Raw genomic sequence first — 18,320 nt, forward strand, 5'->3', positions numbered from 1 at the left:
ACTGAGCTATAGGCCCATTCAACTCGTACCGCCCATAATTGGCGGACGAATTTTTAAAATAGTCGGCTGAGACAAGAGTCTCTAATCGTGTCGGAGAATCGTGTCGCTCGACCTAAGCGTTGCTAAGCAAGCTTAGCACACCGTGCTCCTTAGAAAGGAGGTGATCCAGCCACAGCTTCCGCTACGGCTACCTTGTTACGACTTAGCCCCAGTCATCGGTTTCACCTTAGGCGCCGCCATCCCGTGAGGGTTAAGCTAGCGACTTCGGGTGCTCCCAACTTCCGTGGCTTGACGGGCGGTGTGTACAAGGCCCGGGAACGTATTCACCGCTGCTTGCTGATCAGCGATTACTAGCGATTCCTCCTTCATGGAGTCGAGTTGCAGACTCCAATCTGAACTGGGGTCGGCTTTGGGGATTGGCTCCACCTTGCGGTATTGCAACCTACTGTACCGACCATTGTAGTACGTGTGTAGCCCTGGACATAAGGGCCATGAGGACTTGACGTCATCCCCACCTTCCTCCAGCTTATCACCGGCAGTCTCCATAGAGTTCCCAGCATGACCTGATGGCAACTATGGACAGGGGTTGCGCTCGTTGCGGGACTTAACCCAACACCTCACGGCACGAGCTGACGACAGCCATGCAGCACCTGTGCAAAGGTCCCCGAAGGGAAAATCGGCTTTCACCGACGGTCCTAAGCATGTCAAGCCCAGGTAAGGTTCTTCGCGTTGCCTCGAATTAAACCACATACTCCACCGCTTGTGCGGGCCCCCGTCAATTCCTTTGAGTTTCAATCTTGCGACCGTACTCCCCAGGCGGGGTACTTAATGCGTTAGCTGCGGCACCGAGGGGGTCGATACCCCCGACACCTAGTACCCATCGTTTACCGCTAGGACTACCAGGGTATCTAATCCTGTTTGCTACCCTAGCCTTCGCGCTTCAGCGTCAGTATCGGACCAGAAAGCCGCCTTCGCTACTGGTGTTCTTCCAGATATCTACGCATTTCACCGCTACACCTGGAATTCCGCTTTCCTCTTCCGTACTCAAGACCTCTAGTATCGAGTGCAGGCTGGCAGTTAAGCTGCCAGTTTTCACATCCGACTTGAAGGCCCGCCTACGCGCCCTTTACGCCCAGTAAATCCGAACAACGCTTGCACCCCCCGTATTACCGCGGCTGCTGGCACGGAGTTAGCCGGTGCTTCCTCTGTGGGTACCGTCAGGTATCAGGTAGTTACGCCTGATATTGTTCTTCCCCACTGACAGGGTTTTACACACCAAGATGCTTCATCACCCACGCGGCGTTGCTGCGTCAGACTTTCGTCCATTGCGCAATATTCCCTACTGCTGCCTCCCGTAGGAGTCTGGGCCGTATCTCAGTCCCAGTGTGGCCGATCACTCTCTCAAGCCGGCTACCCATCGCAGCCTTGGTGAGCCGTTACCTCACCAACAAGCTAATGGGGCGCGGGCTCATCCTCAAACGGCAGATTGCTCCGCCTTTGACCACTTGATGATGCCACCTTGTGGTCTTATCCGGTATTAGACCTCCTTTCGAAGGATTATCCCAGATTCGAGGGTAGATTGCCCACGTGTTACTCACCCGTTCGCCACTTTACCGGGCCGGCCGAAGCCAGCCTTTCTCGTTCGACTTGCATGTATTAAGCACGCCGCCAGCGTTCGTTCTGAGCCAGGATCAAACTCTCCATAAATATTCTTATAGATTGTTATCAAATCCTGACGCAAACAAAACGTTTGCATCGTTCATAGATTCACAAAAATTAATAGAGTCTCAAAGTTTATAAAAAACTATTGGACCCGCGACACGAAGACAAGATTGAGTATCTCTTGTCTTCAGCACGACTATTTAGTTGTCAAAGAGCGTTCGATTCTACGGCCTGCTCTCGCAGGCAGGCGCCCAAAATACTGATTCGCATTGCTTTGTCAAGACATTTCTTTCAAAATGTCTTGTGGGGCCAAACTTTTTTTCGCTTGCGTATTCTGAGCGACTTTTTAGCGACAAAAAGCCCATTTATGGGCGGCCCCTTTTGTCGTAATAATATCGACAATATATTATACGACTTTAGCTTAACTGTGTCAAGCGAATGCGGCGGGATTTTGGGGTTGGCTGGCTCTCGGATGAGTCTCCGTAGGGCGGGTCCGTCTTCGCCTGCGCGCCGCGGCGTGAATCCGCCAAACAGTGCTTGGCAGATGTCCACATCTGCCGATGTCGCAGTGGGCGGCAAGACATACTGCAAACGGCACTAGCCCGACCTGTACAACCAATAACCGCAAACCTCATTTCCCTGCCGGCAATCGGATACTACCCTGTACATCAATCTTGGGTCTGTTGTCCTTCTTCGCTTTAGGCTTCTAAGTCGCAACCGCCTTTCTTAAGCGTATTCATTGTTGCCTATTACGGTGTTCGGATCCGGTTCAGGGTGGCAGCCGATCGTGTCCACATTGGAGATACTGGAATAGACATGGTGAATTCCGCGTGATTTGATAGCTAGCTGCACACGAAAAACCAAGCCCTCGTCGGTGGTTCCAGCGAAGGATTCGGAGCTTGTCTCAGGCACTGGAATCAACAGAGCCGAGACCACTTCCGACACAGGCAGCGCGCCTATCACAGTCTCCAAGGTCTTGTCGTCTACTGTCGCCTCAACTTTGTTCAACGTGCCGTCGGCCATCAAATCTACACTGGCGTCAGCGTTCCCGATAACCGGTCTTTTGGAATTGATGTAATATTTGTTAGTGTAATCGACCCTTGCTTCCTCTCGGAAGTCATTGGACACTACAATGAGGCCGGAATTGTCCTGCGGCCTGACTTGAGGATCGTAGCCTTGAATTGAATCAAAGAACCTGATTAGGGTTTCCAACTGCACCGATGGTATCGTCTGGTATCCGATAGCGTTCAAGTTGTCACGCAGACTGTTGAATTCGGTCGAGTGTAAAGCAAGTGTTGGCACTGTCTTCTTAAGTCTGTCAACCTCTATTGGCTCTTTGCTCGACAATACCGTAATTATGAGTTGCGAATCATACAAGGATTCGAGGAAAGTAACCTCCCTAACACACCCCCTTCTTGACATAGAAAGGAATGCCGGGCACCCCTTTGTAGTCAGATTTCCCTCTTTTCACAGTGAACACATGTCCACAGCCTACCGTCAAGAAGCACAAACAGATAAGCCAAACACTCTTGGTCATCACTGACCTCCTTCGATAAAGTTCATCGTTAACTCCCCTATGATATCAACGCGCAAACCGCCGTGCACTGTGGGCAGGCAGAGACCCACACCTACCCCTGGATGAAGGACCCAACAGGCTACCCTTTCACCATCGACCCGTTGAGCCAAACCGGTTTATGAGCACACCGGGCTATGTTAGGAGTGTTACGTTGAGATATTCGAGCACCTTATTGACATTGATTGCATACGTCCAGTTCTCCTGTTCGTACCCTTTGCGTAGCCTCTCCTGCCATCCACCCCATAGAAGAGCGACGGGATGATTCCCCTCTGTCGTCGCAATGAGCTTTCCACTGTCACCGTGATCCGAAAAAGCTCCTCCGGGATCTTCTCCGATGATGAGAAAATCGGTGTAGACGGACCACTTTTCGTCGTCGAGCCATTCGTATGCAAAGGCTGCAATGACTCCATGCTGTTTGCCTCTGGTACGACCCACGCCTGTCACTTCGGTACCTATTATATCCATTGAATCGTAGTCTACAGCCAGCGGTTCACCCAGCTTGTCGATGGAATGAACACCCGCCTTAATTGCGTTCTTAGCGTCATCGTTGACTTTGACAAACCCACAATCCACTCGCACCAACGCAAAGGCTTCGTCGATAATGTCGTCGTAATGTACTTCGTCCGGTTGGTACTCCAATTCCTTGGCTGTGCGGCCAATGGCAAACTGTCCCGGCAGGGGATGCGAAATCTGCCTACCGAAGCCGCCGGATACATGTTGGTTGGTTAGGAGTCCGACCCTTGTGTCGTCGTCGCGGTCAACCACGGCGCAGGCAGCGGTTCCAAGATAACCATCACCAAATTCGTCAAATGCTCCCAGTTGAACGCCGCCTACCAATCCAATGCGGCCTTGTCGAAGGTCTTGAACAAGTTCTGCGTTTTCGTCGCTCAACGGCGGAGGGGTCTTCTCTTCCTCAGCCTTGCCGCCCCTGACAACATCGGTAGGACAGTAGACCGTGTCTCCATCAATCGTCGCCTTAAGTTCCTTCGGCGCCTTCTGGTTCTTAGGTATCAGTCCCGGGTTGACCTTATCCGGCACGAATATGATTACCGCTGGTTGGTTGGTACTAACCCCACCTTTGTACTTGAATCCCAACGCACTCCCGAGATTTTGGTTGATTGAATCGATCTTATCGCGATTCTGGTCACGAATGATCATTAGCTCTCTCAAAGTGCTGGCTTGTTTTCTGCTACCGGCCTGCTTTTTACCCATGAAAAGCTCCTTCGTGATTTTGGTTATTTTAAGCCTCGCAAAAGATACGAACAGTGACCGCCGATTGTTGGCAACAAGAACGTCACATGGCAGATCAGGTAGGAGCATCCCTACAATCGTCCCAAAAGCTCCATATAGAGAGGGGAATACCTGCCACTCCCCTACACGTCCCAAGCCAAGCGAGTAATCCTGCTAACATGATGCTTCAATATGGCTAAGGGAGTCGTCGTTGTCACGCAAAAAGTTGTTGGGTGGGTGGCCGTGTCCTCACCCTTCGACTGCGCTCAGGGTGACAATGGGGGCAGATGTGGACGTCTGCCGCGCACAGAAATGAGATTGCCGCGTCGCTACGACACACGTGTCTTCGCTCCTCGCAATGACGCGCGAAGCGCGAAGAAGCCATTCATGGCCCCCTCGACTCCGCTCGGGGTGACAGGCTAGGGCAGATGTGGACGTCTGCCGCCCTTGGAAGACTGGATTCTGGCCTTCGCCAGAATGACTCAGACAGAGAAGATGGATTCCCGCCTGCGCGGGAATGACTAAGGCGGCGGGATCACAGTCCGCCGCGGCGGACTGCCCTACAAGACTAAGAGTCGGAACCCATTAGGGGGTCCCAACCTACGAAGATAGTTTTAACTTGACAATATCATCGATATTGTAGGTCACTTATGCAACAATGACTCTCATTCGTCGATTGTCCACCTTTGATAGAGTTAGTTGTGTCGGCAGTTAATGATAAGGAGGATCGGATGAAGAAGTTTTCCGGCCTGTTTCTGGCCTGTCTCCTGCTAATCTGTCTCGGGATCGCCTGCGAGAAAAATCAGGACGTCCCGTGGGCTGAAGCCCTTCCCGAAATCCCGGCCAGTTACGGCGAATTGGAGGCTGTGACATCGGTTCCGGAATATCCCGGCTGGTTGCAGTTGTGGTTCCAGGACGATGCGGGTACGATTCGAATCGTGCGCGTCCATTTGTTTGACAACGTGTTGCTCGACGATGTCAAGACCATTGAACGAACCGGATCGGTGGTAGAGGAGGTTGTCGAAGATGAAGGATAGCCACTACACAATCGTAAACCGCGCGCTGTTTCTGATAGCGGCCGCCATGTTCGTGGTAGCCATGTTGGAATGGGTGTTACGGTGGTTCGGGTATACGCTCACCTGGCTGCCCTACGGTCCGGGTCGTCTGCTTGAGTTGGCGGCTATGATGGCGGTCTTTGTCATTATGCTATTGCTGCGGCAGATTCGCGATATACTTAGAAGCAAATAGCCGGTAGCCCGAGTAACAATAGGCGTGGAGTTCATGCTTGGACTCCGCTTAGCATGAAGTCGGGTAGCCTGTGGGCTTGCCCCGGGCTTCAAGCCGTAAGTGAGCGGAAGGCAGGCTGATCGGTTCTTTAGAAATCCACCGCAAGCGGGTTGTTGAAAAAGGCCTGGCTCGCAGGTGGTGTTGGGCGACCCCGCCCGACACCTGCCGCCCAAACCAATGGCTGTCAGGCGAGTCACCTGACAGCACCTTCATCGCGAAGCACTTCACCTTGCGGTATTGAGGGTTTAGCAACAAACCGCAGGCAAATAGGCCGCCCAGAGGCAGGATCACAGGGAACCTGCTCTACAGTTCTGAATTGCGCACTCGCTCAAGGTGGAGGCAAACCGTCCGGAGTTGGATTGTTAAGTTGCGTCATTCGATGCCGGTGTTCTGCCTCTGTGATCCTACCTTCTGCCAGGGCAAGATTCGCCTCCGACACCGGGCGCAATTCCTCGTATTGCGCATTCGACAGTTTTATACCTACCTGACAAACCGGGCAGATGAGTAGAACGTCGCTCTCATAGGGAAACACCGGAATGAAAAACAGTGTAAACCAGACGGACCTCTTGCATAGGTGCCAGAGGTTTTCATTATTACAATTCTCGCACTTGTGAGCGATTGCGGGTCCGTGGTCCTTAAACTTCGTGTGCCCCCAGCCAAACAAGAAAAAGAAAGCGTACCTCCGTTCCAGGTTCGATCATTCAGAGACAGCGCGGAGATGTCAACCACAGACGCACAAACGTCACGAGTCACCTCCACGTTCGCTACTCTTATGTAAACCGACGGTAGTGACCCTCATGCTTATTGTCAAGCTCAAAAGGCTGGAAGAGGCGGACTCTTGATCCGGTTTCACACCAGGATGCTAAGCACCCACGGAATTGCGGCCTTGACGGATTTCGAAGGTGGGTTATCTTGCTGTAGACAAAGGTCTGTCCATGATTAGAAAGCTTTTCGCAAACAGTTGTATCGTTGTAGCAGTTGTACTCACGTTTTGTTCGCAAGCAGCAGCTCAGGAGTTTGAACTGACGAACAACTTCCTGATGAACCTGAGTTTTATCACCGGCACCGATCGGGGCATGCCGCAAAACCTCGACGACAATTTCGGCTGGATGCAGAACCAGGGTTACACCCATCTGCGCTTTTTCGGTATCTTTCCGGGCGGTGTGCACTGTTTCCCCTCCCCCACCCTCGACGCCAACGGATACCCGAACAGCAGCTACCATGAACCGGTCCTGCAACTTTTGGTAGCAAAAGCCGCGCAGTACGATATCGTGGTGAATTTCGATGGCTGGGAGATCATCGCCGAGTCCAACTATGACACCACGGCAACGGGCTTCGGATATATCACACCCGAAGAGATTGGAGAAGTCGTACAGGACGTTCTGGACCTGGGTGTAACACTGGTAACCGAAGAGCAGTTCGGGAGTGGATATTTGCAGGCAATACAAGCAACCACCACAGCCGCAGGTGCGACACACGAGACGACAGCAGGCCTGTGGTATCAATCGTCGTCGGCGTCGTTGATAGCCGATGCTCAATTGGTCAGCGTTTTCAACTACTTTCCACGCAATGACGTCGAAGCCGATTCGATCATAGCAGCCGGTCAGGGCTTTGATATCCCTGCCACGGTGGGTGGCATCCATGCATTCCTGGAAAGCCCTCGGCATTTCGGTGTACCGACATCGTTGGCGATAGGATCGTTCGGGACGATGGAAACAGAGCAGTGGCGGAACGTTCTTCGCTTCGTTCAACTCCAACATCACCCCGACCGGTTTTCTATAGAAGAGCAGAACCACAGTTTTCTCATTTCGGGCGGCTTCAACTTCGCGGACTATATCGGAACTGAGGTAACGGCCCTGGGCGAGGAAGCGATCGGTGAGCGCCCAATAGCCAACCTGGTTTTGGATGCGTCGGCGTTGTTTTCAGGGTCGTACATTCCGACCTGGCATGCTTCACTGGTCAGTAGTCCGGCTGTGGTCGGAACCTTCACCCAGTTGGGTTACAAAGTGATCGCCACGGTTGACTCAGTACTCCCGGAAGCTGAGATGGTCTATGTGCTGCTGGCCGGTGGCACCGATATCTCCAATGTAGCCCCATTGCCGGATTATGTTCTGGACCTAATTGCCGACACGCGGCCGGTTTTCATCCAACCTACCTACGGCATCCCGGACGACAATGACGCTCCCACCTGGCTGCCGCTGAGGCAACACTTCGGGCTGCCGTCGGGTGAGACACAGACACTCTTCAACGAGATACCTGACACTGTGATCTTCAACGGTCATCCGACGATGTGGGGAGGCGTTCAACTGTACTTGACTCCCAGCGTGGAGTTGTTGCCCGCGTCGCAGGTGGACACTTCGGTGGCCACTGTTGTGTTGTCGGGCGATGTCTTGGGTCAGGAGACAGCGCTGGTAATCGAACACGGCAATCACTGGGTTGTTAACAGCGGTGTGGTTCATCTGGAGGCTTCGTTTGTCTTTTCCAGTCTGCTGGGTGGACCATCGAATGAACCGGCGGGTGCGGACATCATGTTGGCCGACGGAACGGGTCTGATCTTTGCCGAATACGCCACGAGTATCGATGTTGATCTGCCTTGGGATGGGGTCTCTCGGGTCAGGAGGTTTGATCCTCTGGGCAATCCAACCTCCGATATCGAACTCGACCTTTTCGGCAATTACTCTGCGATGATGGCACGCGGCGAGTTGGTGATCTTAAGCAGTTTGTTCGTGCCATGCTGTAACGATGTACGTGGTAACATCGACAGCGATCCGGCCGAAGTAATTGACATCTCAGACCTAGTCTACCTGGTCGACTTCATGTTCTCAGGTGGCCCGGAACCGTCCTGCTTTGACGAAAGTGATGTCGACGGCAGCGGGGTTGAGCCGGTTGATATCGCCGACCTGGTGTATCTGGTAGATTACATGTTCAACGACGGCCCACCGCCAACGGCGTGCCCATGATGCTTCAGTGAAGAGGCGGATTCACGCCGCGGCGCGCAGGCGAAGACGGACCCGCCCTACCTGCAATCTCGTTTTCCCCTTGACAGAGGCGGGAAAAGCACTACTTTGAACGTGGATCACTTTTGATACCAAGAGAGCATACAACCGGAGGTCGCATGAAATCCTCACCGTGCATGCATCGACTCGCATTGGTGTGCTTCCTTCTTTTTGCAGCAACAACCACGGCCGCCGCAACCTTCAATGGACACGAAATTGTCAAGGGAACATGGCAAGGGCAAGAGGTCGAGTATGTAGAAGGCGACATTCTTATCGGATTACAATTCGGTAAGGCGGGGGCAGATTTCGCTGTTGAACTTGGTTCCATAGATGCTGAAGTTGTGCGCCCACCGGACCGTAGCGGATTCATGAAAGTGCGGATATCGAGCAAGAGCCGGTTTCTTGAGACCATTGAGCAAATCGCCGCTCTGCCGTCGGTAAGATACGCCGAACCGAATATGATCGACTACGAGTGCGGGGTCCCCGATGACTCGCTGTTCGATCTTCAGTGGCACTATCACAACACCGGCCAGATTCCGCCGGGCGGCACCGACGATGCCGACATCGATGCACCTGAAGCCTGGGATATTGCGACCGGTCGAAAGTCGATAAAGGTCGGTGTTCTGGACTCTGGTATCCCGATGCAAAACGGTTCGCTCAGTCATCCCGATTTGGATGACACCAGCCGGTTCTTTTTGGGCTATGATTTTATCCATTACGACGTGAAGCCGGTTGATGATCGCGGTCACGGTACCCATGTCACCGGGACGATTGCGGCTGAAAGCGATAACGGGGTCGGCGTGGCCGGAGTGGCACCGAACACCAGCGTTCTCGCTGTCAAAGTGTTTAGCTACGCCGGACTTGGGACTCATGAGACTTTTCGTGACGGGTGCGTCTATGCGGTCGATAACGGATGTCGCATAATGAATTATTCCGGTGGAGGCTCATCAACATCGGCCACCAAGGAATACGGGGTCGCCTATGCCGACTCGCATCAGGTTCTGTTGGTAGCGGCGGCCGGTAATACCTGGCAGGGTATGTGTATATGGCCGGCTGCATATTCGACTGTCTATTCCAATGTCGTTTGTGTCTCGGCCACCGACCACAACGACCAGAGTTCGCAGTTCTCAAGTATCGGCCCGGAGGTGAACGTCTGCGCGCCCGGAGGGTTTGGTGAAGACAAGGACGAGAATGATGTTTTCTCCACCATGCCCAACTACGAAGTGTTCATGAACATTACTTACGACCTGCCGCAGGATTACGGACCGATGGCAGGGACTTCGATGTCGGCGCCACATGTGGCCGGTCTGGCGGCCTTGATCCTGGGACGTAACCCCATACTCACGCCGGATTCGGTCCGGCAGATAATGATGAACACAGCCGACGATCTCGGCGCTATCGGTTTTGACTACAGGTACGGCTGGGGGCGAATCAACGCCGCTGCCGCCCTGGCCGTAGTGGCCTCTATGGGGATTGCTCACACCCCGATTGAGAACACCATCGACACGGTGAGTGACTTTGAAATTGTCTGTCAGATTCTCGCTCCGGCGCCGCTGGAGCCGGATTCGCTCAACCTGAAGTACTCGCTGGATTCTATTTGGTATTTCGAGCCCCTGGTAACAACTGGAGTTGAAGATGAGTATCATGCCTTTATCCCTGCGCAACCGGCTGGTACCGAGGTCAGTTACTACCTGGTCGCTTTTGACACCGACGGCAACAGCGACTCGACCGAAGTGTATACATTTCACATAATATCGTACGACTTTGAAATGTGGCCACCGGCTCTAAGCCTGAACGGAACGGTCGGGGACAGTTTGTGGTATCCGCTTTGGGTCCGCAACGACGGCGCTCTTACCGACAGCTACGACCTGACCGTTGCGGACGACGAATGGGCAACAACGATTTTTGATTCTACCGGGTTGAGCATTGTGTCGACCACGAGCCCTGTCAACTCCGGCGACTCGATCCAATTGCGGATACTGGATGAAGTACCGGCATCGTCACCGCTGGAGTATGACAGCACGACGGTGCTTGTGGTATCCAACGGTGATCCCAGCCTGAGTTCGACTCTCGACCTGAATTCTGTTTCCACCGGATCGACAATAGCATACCCGATCAGTGAATTCTTTGCTACCACGACATTGAATCCGGATCGTTGGTTCACCAATACCACAGCTGTCATAAACGATTCCGGTTTGCAAGAACTCACCGAGCCGTACTCTCTCAATCTCGACGGCGATCCATCCGGAGGCGACACTGTGGTTTCCCGAGTTTTCGACCTTTCCGCAGCGCCGGTGCTTCGAATTGTCTTTTACTATCAGCGCAGTGGCGGTGGCGGCTGGCCGGGTTACGGCAAGGATCTGATACTTGAGGTCCTGGACAACATCGGCAACTGGATTACGCTGGAGACGATTTTGGGCAGCGGGCCGCACATGTGGTGGTGGGATCGTGTGGAAGCGACTCTGCCGGCCTCGGCCCATCACAGACATTTCCAGTTTCGATTTGCAACCAGCGGACCGTTCGAAGCAGACAACGATTACTTCCTGGACAACATCTACCTCAACCAACCTGACGATTACTCTGTGGCCATCTCGCCGACCGACAACGACCAGATTGTAAACCCCGGTGACACCGCTTTCACCCGCCTCTGGGTTCACAATTACGGAAGTATGTCCGACATGTATTTGGTTTCGGTCAACAGCTTCCCGTGGGACGGCGACGTCTGGGACAGCTCCGGAACGTTTCTAATCGACAGTACGTCGGTCGTGGAGTCGGGCGACTCAGTGTCGATCATGGTGAAGATTCTGGTACCCCCGGGCACACCGCGCGGCTATCGCGACACCAGCGGCTGCACGGCCGTATCGTTGGGTAATGTCAACGAGTTGGTCACTGAACCACTGATAACAAGATCGGCCGGCGATCCGGTCAGCTTGCGGTTTAGCGAACAATTCCTCACGCGGCCTCTTCCGGACACCACTTTCTGGCTTATCAACCATGGCGCCAGAGTGACGCAGTATGTCATGAATCCACCCTCTCCCCCCAATGGGCTGGAACTCAACGGCGGCATTGACACAATAATCTCGGTACCGATCGATCTTTCCGGATTGGATCAGGTTTCGTTCATCTACTACTATCAACGCACCGGCCTCGGTGAATCACCCGATGAAGGTGATGACCTCTGGTTTGACTATCGCAATGACGCCGGGGATTGGCAGAACCTGAGTCACCACCTCGGTAGCGGGCCGGATATGAGCGTGTTCGAGGCGGTTCACCTCTGGCTGCCGCCGGATGCGATGCATCGTACTTTCCAGTTCCGAATTCGCAGTACCGGTTCCGGCTCAACGGCTGATGACTGGTACGTGGATGATATCGTTATCGACTACGCGTCGGCCATCCATATTGACCCGGCGGAGATTGACGTCGCTCTCGAATGGAAGGACACCAGCCAGGTCGGTCTTGCCGTAACCAATGTTGGCGCTGGTTTGCTCACCTACGAGGCCCGAGCTGTGCCGCTGTTTGGCGGAGGTTCGGCGTTTGGCCGGTTGTTTAATGCCGGACGCGTGAATCCTCCACGTTACGAGATACCTGAGGCAACAACTCCCGATGTTGCCGTCAAGGGTATTACCAACACCAGGCGGGGACCCGAAGTACTGTACAACGCCGGTGGCCCCGATGACTTTGGTTATGTCTGGCTGGACTCCGACGAACTGGGTGGTTCTGTGTTCAACTGGGTTGATATCGAATCTACCGGCATCGAGGTAACCGGACTGGCTGATGACAATGTGGTGGGGCCGTTCCTCATCGGATTCAGTTTTCCATACTATGATGAGGTCTTTAGCGGGTTCTATGTCGCCAGTAACGGGATGATCGGTTTCGGACCGCCGGAGGGGCTTGATTATCACGACAACGGCACCATTCCCTTCGGTCGTGAACCTAATGACATGCTGGCCTGGTACTGGGATGATCTAAACATCCTCGACCCATCCAACCCCGGCGGCAAGGTAGTATATCAGAGCGACGGAAACCAGTTGGTGATTCAGTTCATCGATTATCCGGCCTACAATGCTTTGCCGGGCGCGGTGATCAACGCCCAGGTAATCATGCGTAAGAACGGCACGATACAATTTCAATACCTGGAGATCGGCGCCGGATTCGACAGTGAAAGAGGCACCATTGGCATAGAAGACTACAACGGTACGGACGGGTTGATGGTCGCCTACAACACCGAGTATCTGCACGATTCTCTGGCGATTATCTTCACCAAGTCGGCCGGCTGGATATCCCTTACCGACACTATCGGAGAACTCGGTTCAGGTCTGGCCGACACGCTGTCTGCTCAGTTGGTAACGACCGGTCTCGATACCGGCTGGTACTACGCCTCGGTGGTGGTAAGCTCCAACGATCCGGACTCAGCCCACAATCCCTGGACGGTACCGGTCCGGATGAGAGTCGATTACGGAACCTGGGAGTGTGGTGATATCAATTTCAAGCAGGATGGAGTGAATATTTCGGACCTGATATATCTGCTCCAGTTCATGTTCTTCGGAGGACCGCCACCTGTTGTCATGGCCTCGGCCGATGTGGATGGATCAGGGATTCTGGACATTGCCGACTTGGTTTACCTGGTGGACTACATGTTCCGAGGTGGTCCGGCTCCTCAGTGCTATTAGTGGTGCCGAGCGTATAAGCTTCGGCTGCTCTCGTTCGTCTGGGAGAGACCGGGTCAGAATTTGAGAGTCAACCCGAGGTAGGGACGATCGGCTCGGTACTCGACCTTAAAGCTTTCCGAAAAATCTACTTTATCCCACGACTTCCACAAAGAACCGACCAACAAACCGGCCAAGCCTCCGAGAGCGGCGGTACCGGCCACCATGCCCAATCCCTTTTGTTCGTTCTTTTTGTATTCGGTTTTGTCGTCCTTGGCCGTATTGATAATGATACCTGTAAGGGCGCCAACGGCAATGCCGATGACAAGTCCGTCACCTGAATGGTCTCCGTTGCTTCGGTAAAGCGAATGGATATCATCCAGAGCAAATGCGACCTGAACTCCTGAAGGGGAATAGGCAGAAAGCTGCACCGAGTCAAGTACTGCGCTGTGACCTACAAACTCCGAGCCATCCAACATCTTCACCTTAAAGTCCGGTAGATACAGACTCTCGGCCTGCATCGTCGGAGCCATCAGCACACAAAACATCAACAGTACGATCAATCGAAGCATATTGTCAAAAACTCCTCCTCAAAGTTGCATTGCAGTAAAGACGTTGTGACTCGAATTATTGTCAAGCGGTTTGTCTCTATCCATACGGTAGAGGCTGGAAAATGCCAAAAGAAAACCACCCGGCGGTGGTCTAATGGTGGTGGGGGGAGGATTCGAACCTCCGAAGGCGTCGCCGACAGATTTACAGTCTGTTCCCTTTGGCCACTCGGGAACCCCACCACATACGGGGGCTATCTGAAAGTATCGGCCTTAAGGCCGATAATCAAGGCCCTAATAAACAGGTCGGTTCAGAAAAATCAACCCCTAATATGCAAATCGTTCAGCTTGGTTTCTATCTCCTCATGTGGCTTTTTCCGTCACGCAGCGGCGGGCCTTGTGTTCGCCAGCCGCAGGCGAAGACGGCTTACGAAGCTGCGCTCATGCTTCGACTGCGCTCAGCATGACATATAATGGAGCGTGAGGCACAAGTGAGTGATTTATCACCGGTACAGCGGTTCCCCACCCAGAGGCTTTGCGTCGGATGGGATCAGTAGTGGTTGCCGGGGAACCCACCTGTCGCAGGGCTATAGGTGGGGTACCGAAGAACTGGATGTGCAGGTGCTGTAAGGCGACTCGCCTGACAGCCAGTGGGTTGGACGGCAGGTGTCGGGCGGGGTCGCCCAACACCACCCACGATATGGACCTTTTTCAACGTGCCCTTTAGGTGGCGTACTGAAGAACTGGATTCCGGCCTTCGCCGGAATGACAAGTCAACGAGCGGCGGGTTCACGTCGCCGCGCGCAGGCGAAGACGGCCCCGGCCTACAAGAACTACTATGACGGAGTTCATCTGATTTCAGACCGAGGAATGTCATCATCGAAGTAATTGCGAACATATCCGGCACCGGCCGGCCCAGCCCTGCAGAGACCAATCTTGACGTTTTAACCCACCAGCTCAAGCGGTGAGGTCTCCCGGCTCGGCTGCGGGACGACTACCGGCGGTGCTTCCTGCGGCTTGATGAGCTGCACTTCTCTCACGGCCATCGGGTCGAAATCGTATGGCGCCATCTGTTCCCAGTGCTTCAGTGACTCCAGGAAACTGTAGCGGAAGTTGAACCCGGTATCGATCAATCGTTGTGGCACTATATGCGTCGGAGTTGCTGCTTTCTTTACTCTTACCGGGTGGATCGGGTTCGTGAATCCGGCTATTGCCTGAATCAGTCTTGATGCCGGAAGCAACAGCCACAGCGGAATCGGCAGAACCAAGGCACGACATTCCAGGTGGTCCTTGATGGTTGTTACCAGTTCCCCCAGAGGCTGGGTGGGCGACTCCGAGTAATTGTACACTACCATATCCTCGGACGAGTCCAGCCAATAGTCGATGCTGTCGATGAATCCGAAGATATATCCGTATGATTTGAAGATCCTCGGTGAGCCGGGGAAAGCGAAGTATCCTTTTTTGATAGCTTTGACCATGCGCAGGATGTTGCCGGGATCGTCGGGACCGTACAGCACGCCCGGTCGCGAGATGATCAAACGTCGACCAGACTTGGTCCGGTGCCATCGCTGATGTATTACTTCGGCCGGGTACTTGGAACCACCGTAGGGGGTGACCGGTCGTATAGCTGCGGTTTCATCGGTTGCACCAAGGGTGGGTCCATAGACAGAGATGCTTGAGGTGAAATACATGTTGTCGCATCCCACCACCTCGGCATAGTCACAGACGTTGGCGGCGCCGGCCAGATTTGTCTCGTAATACTCGTGAGGTTCATGGCCGGGTTCGCGATGTACGGCGGCCAGGTTGAAAATCCAATCCGGCGTGAACGGTGCGTGGGCGATCTCAAGCGGTTGTCGCACGTCGGTGATACTGGCGGTGACACCCGGGCTGCCTTCGAGCGGGGAACTTTGGATGTCTGCGATGTGCACATGTGTGAAGCGTCCGGTGTTCAGCAAGTGTTTGGTCAAATGTGTGCCGACATACCCGGCTCCGCCATAAATCACGCAGCGTTTCATAGTACTCCTTTAGGTCCAGTACTGTTTGTTCACACTCAGCCAGGGTCGTACTCTCGGCGGTAGTTTGTCTTGCAGTGTGCCCAATTTGTACCCTATCAATTTCAGGCCCGTCCGCACCAGCGCCGATGGGATCAAGGCCGGATTGGTTCGCAAAAGGTGTTTTATTTCAGATCGGACGAAACGCAGCCCTTCGCCACCGGCATGGCCGAAAGAGTCTCTAATCCATCGCTGGTCGGCGTGAAACACACCGATATCGAAGTAGCGCCGAAACTCCTGCATAAATCCGTAGCCGTGCGAATGATGCACCGTGGCCGCCGAACAATAGGCTATTTTCCAGCCGGCCTGGATCAGTTTGGAGGCGGCCCAGGCATCTTCGTTCTGGATCAGGCAGGTCGGGAATCCACCGATCTCGACCAGGGCCGAGCGACGCCAGACGGCAAACGAGTTCGACAGGAAGCTTGCCTTTATACCGAATCTGGAGATGTCCGAACGGTCGCGCACATGTGAATCGGTGGGATAATTAAACAGCCGTGCGTGTGCCTCGATGGAGGAGCTCCGGCGACGCGGCAATTGCCGTCCGTATGCGGCGCCGACCCGTGGATCGCGCATCCCTTTCAAAAGAACTTCCAGCGCATCGGGTGAGGCCAGCAATGCATCCTGAGTCATGAAGATGATCAACTCGCTGTCGGACAATTCAGCGACGGCCAACTGACGTGTTCCGCCGTGGTTGAAGTCGCGACGGTCGATGCTCTTAATCTCAAAACCAGAATCGGCGGCCATCTCAACGGTACTGTCGGTGGAGGCTGAGTCGATCAATAACAGGCGTTGAGGCCGGACGGTTTGCTTTTTCAGGACGGCCAGCCATTCGACGAAGCCATTTCCGGCATTAAGCGTGGGTACGACGAGTGCTGTCGCCATCGAGTCAGTGATCGGATTGTCGTCGCTATGTTGCGAACCCGAGGGGTCCATACCTGACGGGAAGGCCATGGTTTTGAGTATATTACTGAAAGAAGCCGCTGTCAAGGTCTGCCCCGTTGCATCGTTGGCCACGTTTGGCTGGTTGTGTCCCTTATTCATTGGCTATCGGCTGTTTGACCGCTCTGCTTGAGTTCGTCTCTGAGCCCGCACGGTTTTTGAGTGTTAACGGTCGAGATGTACCGATCCGGGTATTAAGATTGCCGGACAACCGACCAGCTGAGGTTTCGTGACCTTCCGAAGAGATCATTTGCCTAAAGATATCTCGCACAAACAGACAAGTGACGAAGAAAAGCAGCGTCAAGCATCCCACCAGTAGAGTGGTAAACGTGCGTCGTGGTCCCGACTTCACGGTGGGTCTGGATGGTTCATCAAGTATGCGGACAATGGGAATGTCTTTCTGTACTTCCAGGCGAGCCAGTTCGAGTTGTTGGGTGAGCAGCAGGTAAGTCTTGGCGCGCACCTCTACTTCGCGTTTGAAACGGGCCAGTTCGGTCTGTAGTTGGGGATCGCTGGAGGAGTTCCAGTTGCGATTCACTTGCATAAACTGTTGGAGACTATCTTCTGCTTGAGTCAGTTCCCGGCCGCGGGCTTTCTGTTGCCGAACCAAGTAAGCTTCGTTCTCCCGCGCCTGGGAACGTCGCTTGAATCTGAGATATGTTTCGAGTTGCGTTAGGTTCTCGCGCAGTACAGCCTGAGATAGGTCCGGATAGGTCGTCTCAACACTGAGATTTATGATACCCAATTTCTTGTCTTCTGAAATCGATGTGATCCTGGATAAGGCGGCTCGTAATTCGCTGGGGTCCTCGGTTTCGAAGTAATCATCGAGCCTGATCGAACGACTGTCACGGCCATCTTCGATCTGGTATTTCCTCTGCCACACACCGTCGCGCACCAGATCGGAACGTAGAATGCTCGGATACAGCGACGAAGAATTTTCGTCGGCCGCACCCATGGCTCCCACACCGAACTGTCCGGCCATCTCCATCAAGCCGGATAGCTGGTCTCGACCGCCTGATGGCAGAATCGAGGCGTGCGAACGGTAGCGATTGGGTGTCAACACCATCACCACGGCGGTGATAGTCATGGCGCCAAGCACCACGGCGGCTATTAGCAGCCGTTGCCGCTTGAGTTGGCGCAAAAAGGCCATCGGGTTGATTTCAATATCACCTTGGAAGGGTTGGTCATTTGACCGGTGGTGACCGCGGTTTGTTTCTCGATCTCCGGCGTTGGCGGCATGGTCCATTGCTGTCATCCTTGACGGCGTATCAGGTTCAATTATACGCTTGTCTACAGAGCAGACAGCATGCCAAACGAGGCCCCGAAGAGCCTGAATCGTCCTGCGTATCATATTGTATAACTGCGAGTTACAATAGTCGGATTGC

General features: G+C 53.9%; 10 protein-coding genes, 2 tRNA genes and 1 rRNA gene (1 of these 13 running past the window's edge). 4 read left to right on the plus strand and 9 right to left on the minus strand.

Going from position 1 to position 18,320, the window contains the following annotated elements:
* The 4 genes from OEV49_15330 to OEV49_15345 form a co-directional block, all read right to left on the minus strand.
* Positions 1-16: transfer RNA gene (locus tag OEV49_15330), tRNA-Ile, on the minus strand; it reaches 58 nt to the left of the window's first position.
* 137 nt (positions 17-153) lie between these two features.
* Positions 154-1,707: ribosomal RNA gene (locus OEV49_15335) — 16S ribosomal RNA — on the minus strand.
* A gap of 681 nt (positions 1,708-2,388) precedes the next feature.
* Positions 2,389-2,964, minus strand: coding sequence for a hypothetical protein (locus OEV49_15340; GenBank protein MDH3892441.1), 576 nt, complete (start codon positions 2,962-2,964; stop codon positions 2,389-2,391).
* Between the two features lie 406 nt (positions 2,965-3,370).
* The gene (locus tag OEV49_15345; GenBank protein MDH3892442.1) at positions 3,371-4,450 is read right to left on the minus strand and encodes a hypothetical protein; all 1,080 of its coding nucleotides are present in this window, start codon (positions 4,448-4,450) and stop codon (positions 3,371-3,373) included.
* A 749-nt stretch (positions 4,451-5,199) separates the two neighbouring features.
* Here OEV49_15345 and OEV49_15350 point away from each other — a divergent pair.
* The 4 genes from OEV49_15350 to OEV49_15365 all read left to right on the plus strand — a co-directional run bounded on the left by OEV49_15350 (position 5,200) and on the right by OEV49_15365 (position 13,421).
* Positions 5,200-5,505: a hypothetical protein gene (locus OEV49_15350; GenBank protein ID MDH3892443.1), complete on the plus strand. Its 306-nt coding sequence runs from the start codon at positions 5,200-5,202 to the stop codon at positions 5,503-5,505.
* Complete coding sequence (locus tag OEV49_15355; GenBank protein MDH3892444.1) at positions 5,495-5,716, plus strand: hypothetical protein; 222 nt, start codon at positions 5,495-5,497, stop codon at positions 5,714-5,716. The genes OEV49_15350 and OEV49_15355 overlap by 11 nt, the downstream gene beginning before the upstream one ends.
* Positions 5,717-6,690: 974 nt before the next feature.
* The gene (locus OEV49_15360) at positions 6,691-8,715 is read left to right on the plus strand and encodes a hypothetical protein (protein MDH3892445.1); all 2,025 of its coding nucleotides are present in this window, start codon (positions 6,691-6,693) and stop codon (positions 8,713-8,715) included.
* A 155-nt stretch (positions 8,716-8,870) separates the two neighbouring features.
* A complete protein-coding gene (locus OEV49_15365) occupies positions 8,871-13,421 on the plus strand; it encodes a S8 family serine peptidase (GenBank protein MDH3892446.1) in 4,551 nt (1,516 codons plus the stop codon).
* Between the two features lie 53 nt (positions 13,422-13,474).
* Here the strand turns inward: OEV49_15365 and OEV49_15370 are convergent, their stop codons facing one another.
* The 5 genes from OEV49_15370 to OEV49_15390 form a co-directional block, all read right to left on the minus strand.
* Positions 13,475-13,969, minus strand: coding sequence for a hypothetical protein (locus OEV49_15370; protein MDH3892447.1), 495 nt, complete (start codon positions 13,967-13,969; stop codon positions 13,475-13,477).
* A gap of 134 nt (positions 13,970-14,103) precedes the next feature.
* Positions 14,104-14,188 (minus strand) — tRNA-Tyr (locus tag OEV49_15375).
* Positions 14,189-14,889: 701 nt separating this feature from the next.
* Positions 14,890-15,960: an NAD-dependent epimerase/dehydratase family protein gene (locus tag OEV49_15380; protein MDH3892448.1), complete on the minus strand. Its 1,071-nt coding sequence runs from the start codon at positions 15,958-15,960 to the stop codon at positions 14,890-14,892.
* 9 nt (positions 15,961-15,969) lie between these two features.
* A complete protein-coding gene (locus OEV49_15385; protein ID MDH3892449.1) occupies positions 15,970-17,037 on the minus strand; it encodes a glycosyltransferase family 2 protein in 1,068 nt (355 codons plus the stop codon).
* Entirely contained in the window at positions 17,030-18,181 is a 1,152-nt protein-coding gene (locus OEV49_15390) for a Wzz/FepE/Etk N-terminal domain-containing protein (protein MDH3892450.1), read from the minus strand. Before OEV49_15390 ends, OEV49_15385 begins: the two co-directional genes overlap by 8 nt.
* Positions 18,182-18,320: the final 139 nt, after the last annotated feature.

The organism is Candidatus Zixiibacteriota bacterium, assembly GCA_029860345.1.
Taxonomy (GTDB): Bacteria; Zixibacteria; MSB-5A5; order GN15; family FEB-12; genus JAJRTA01.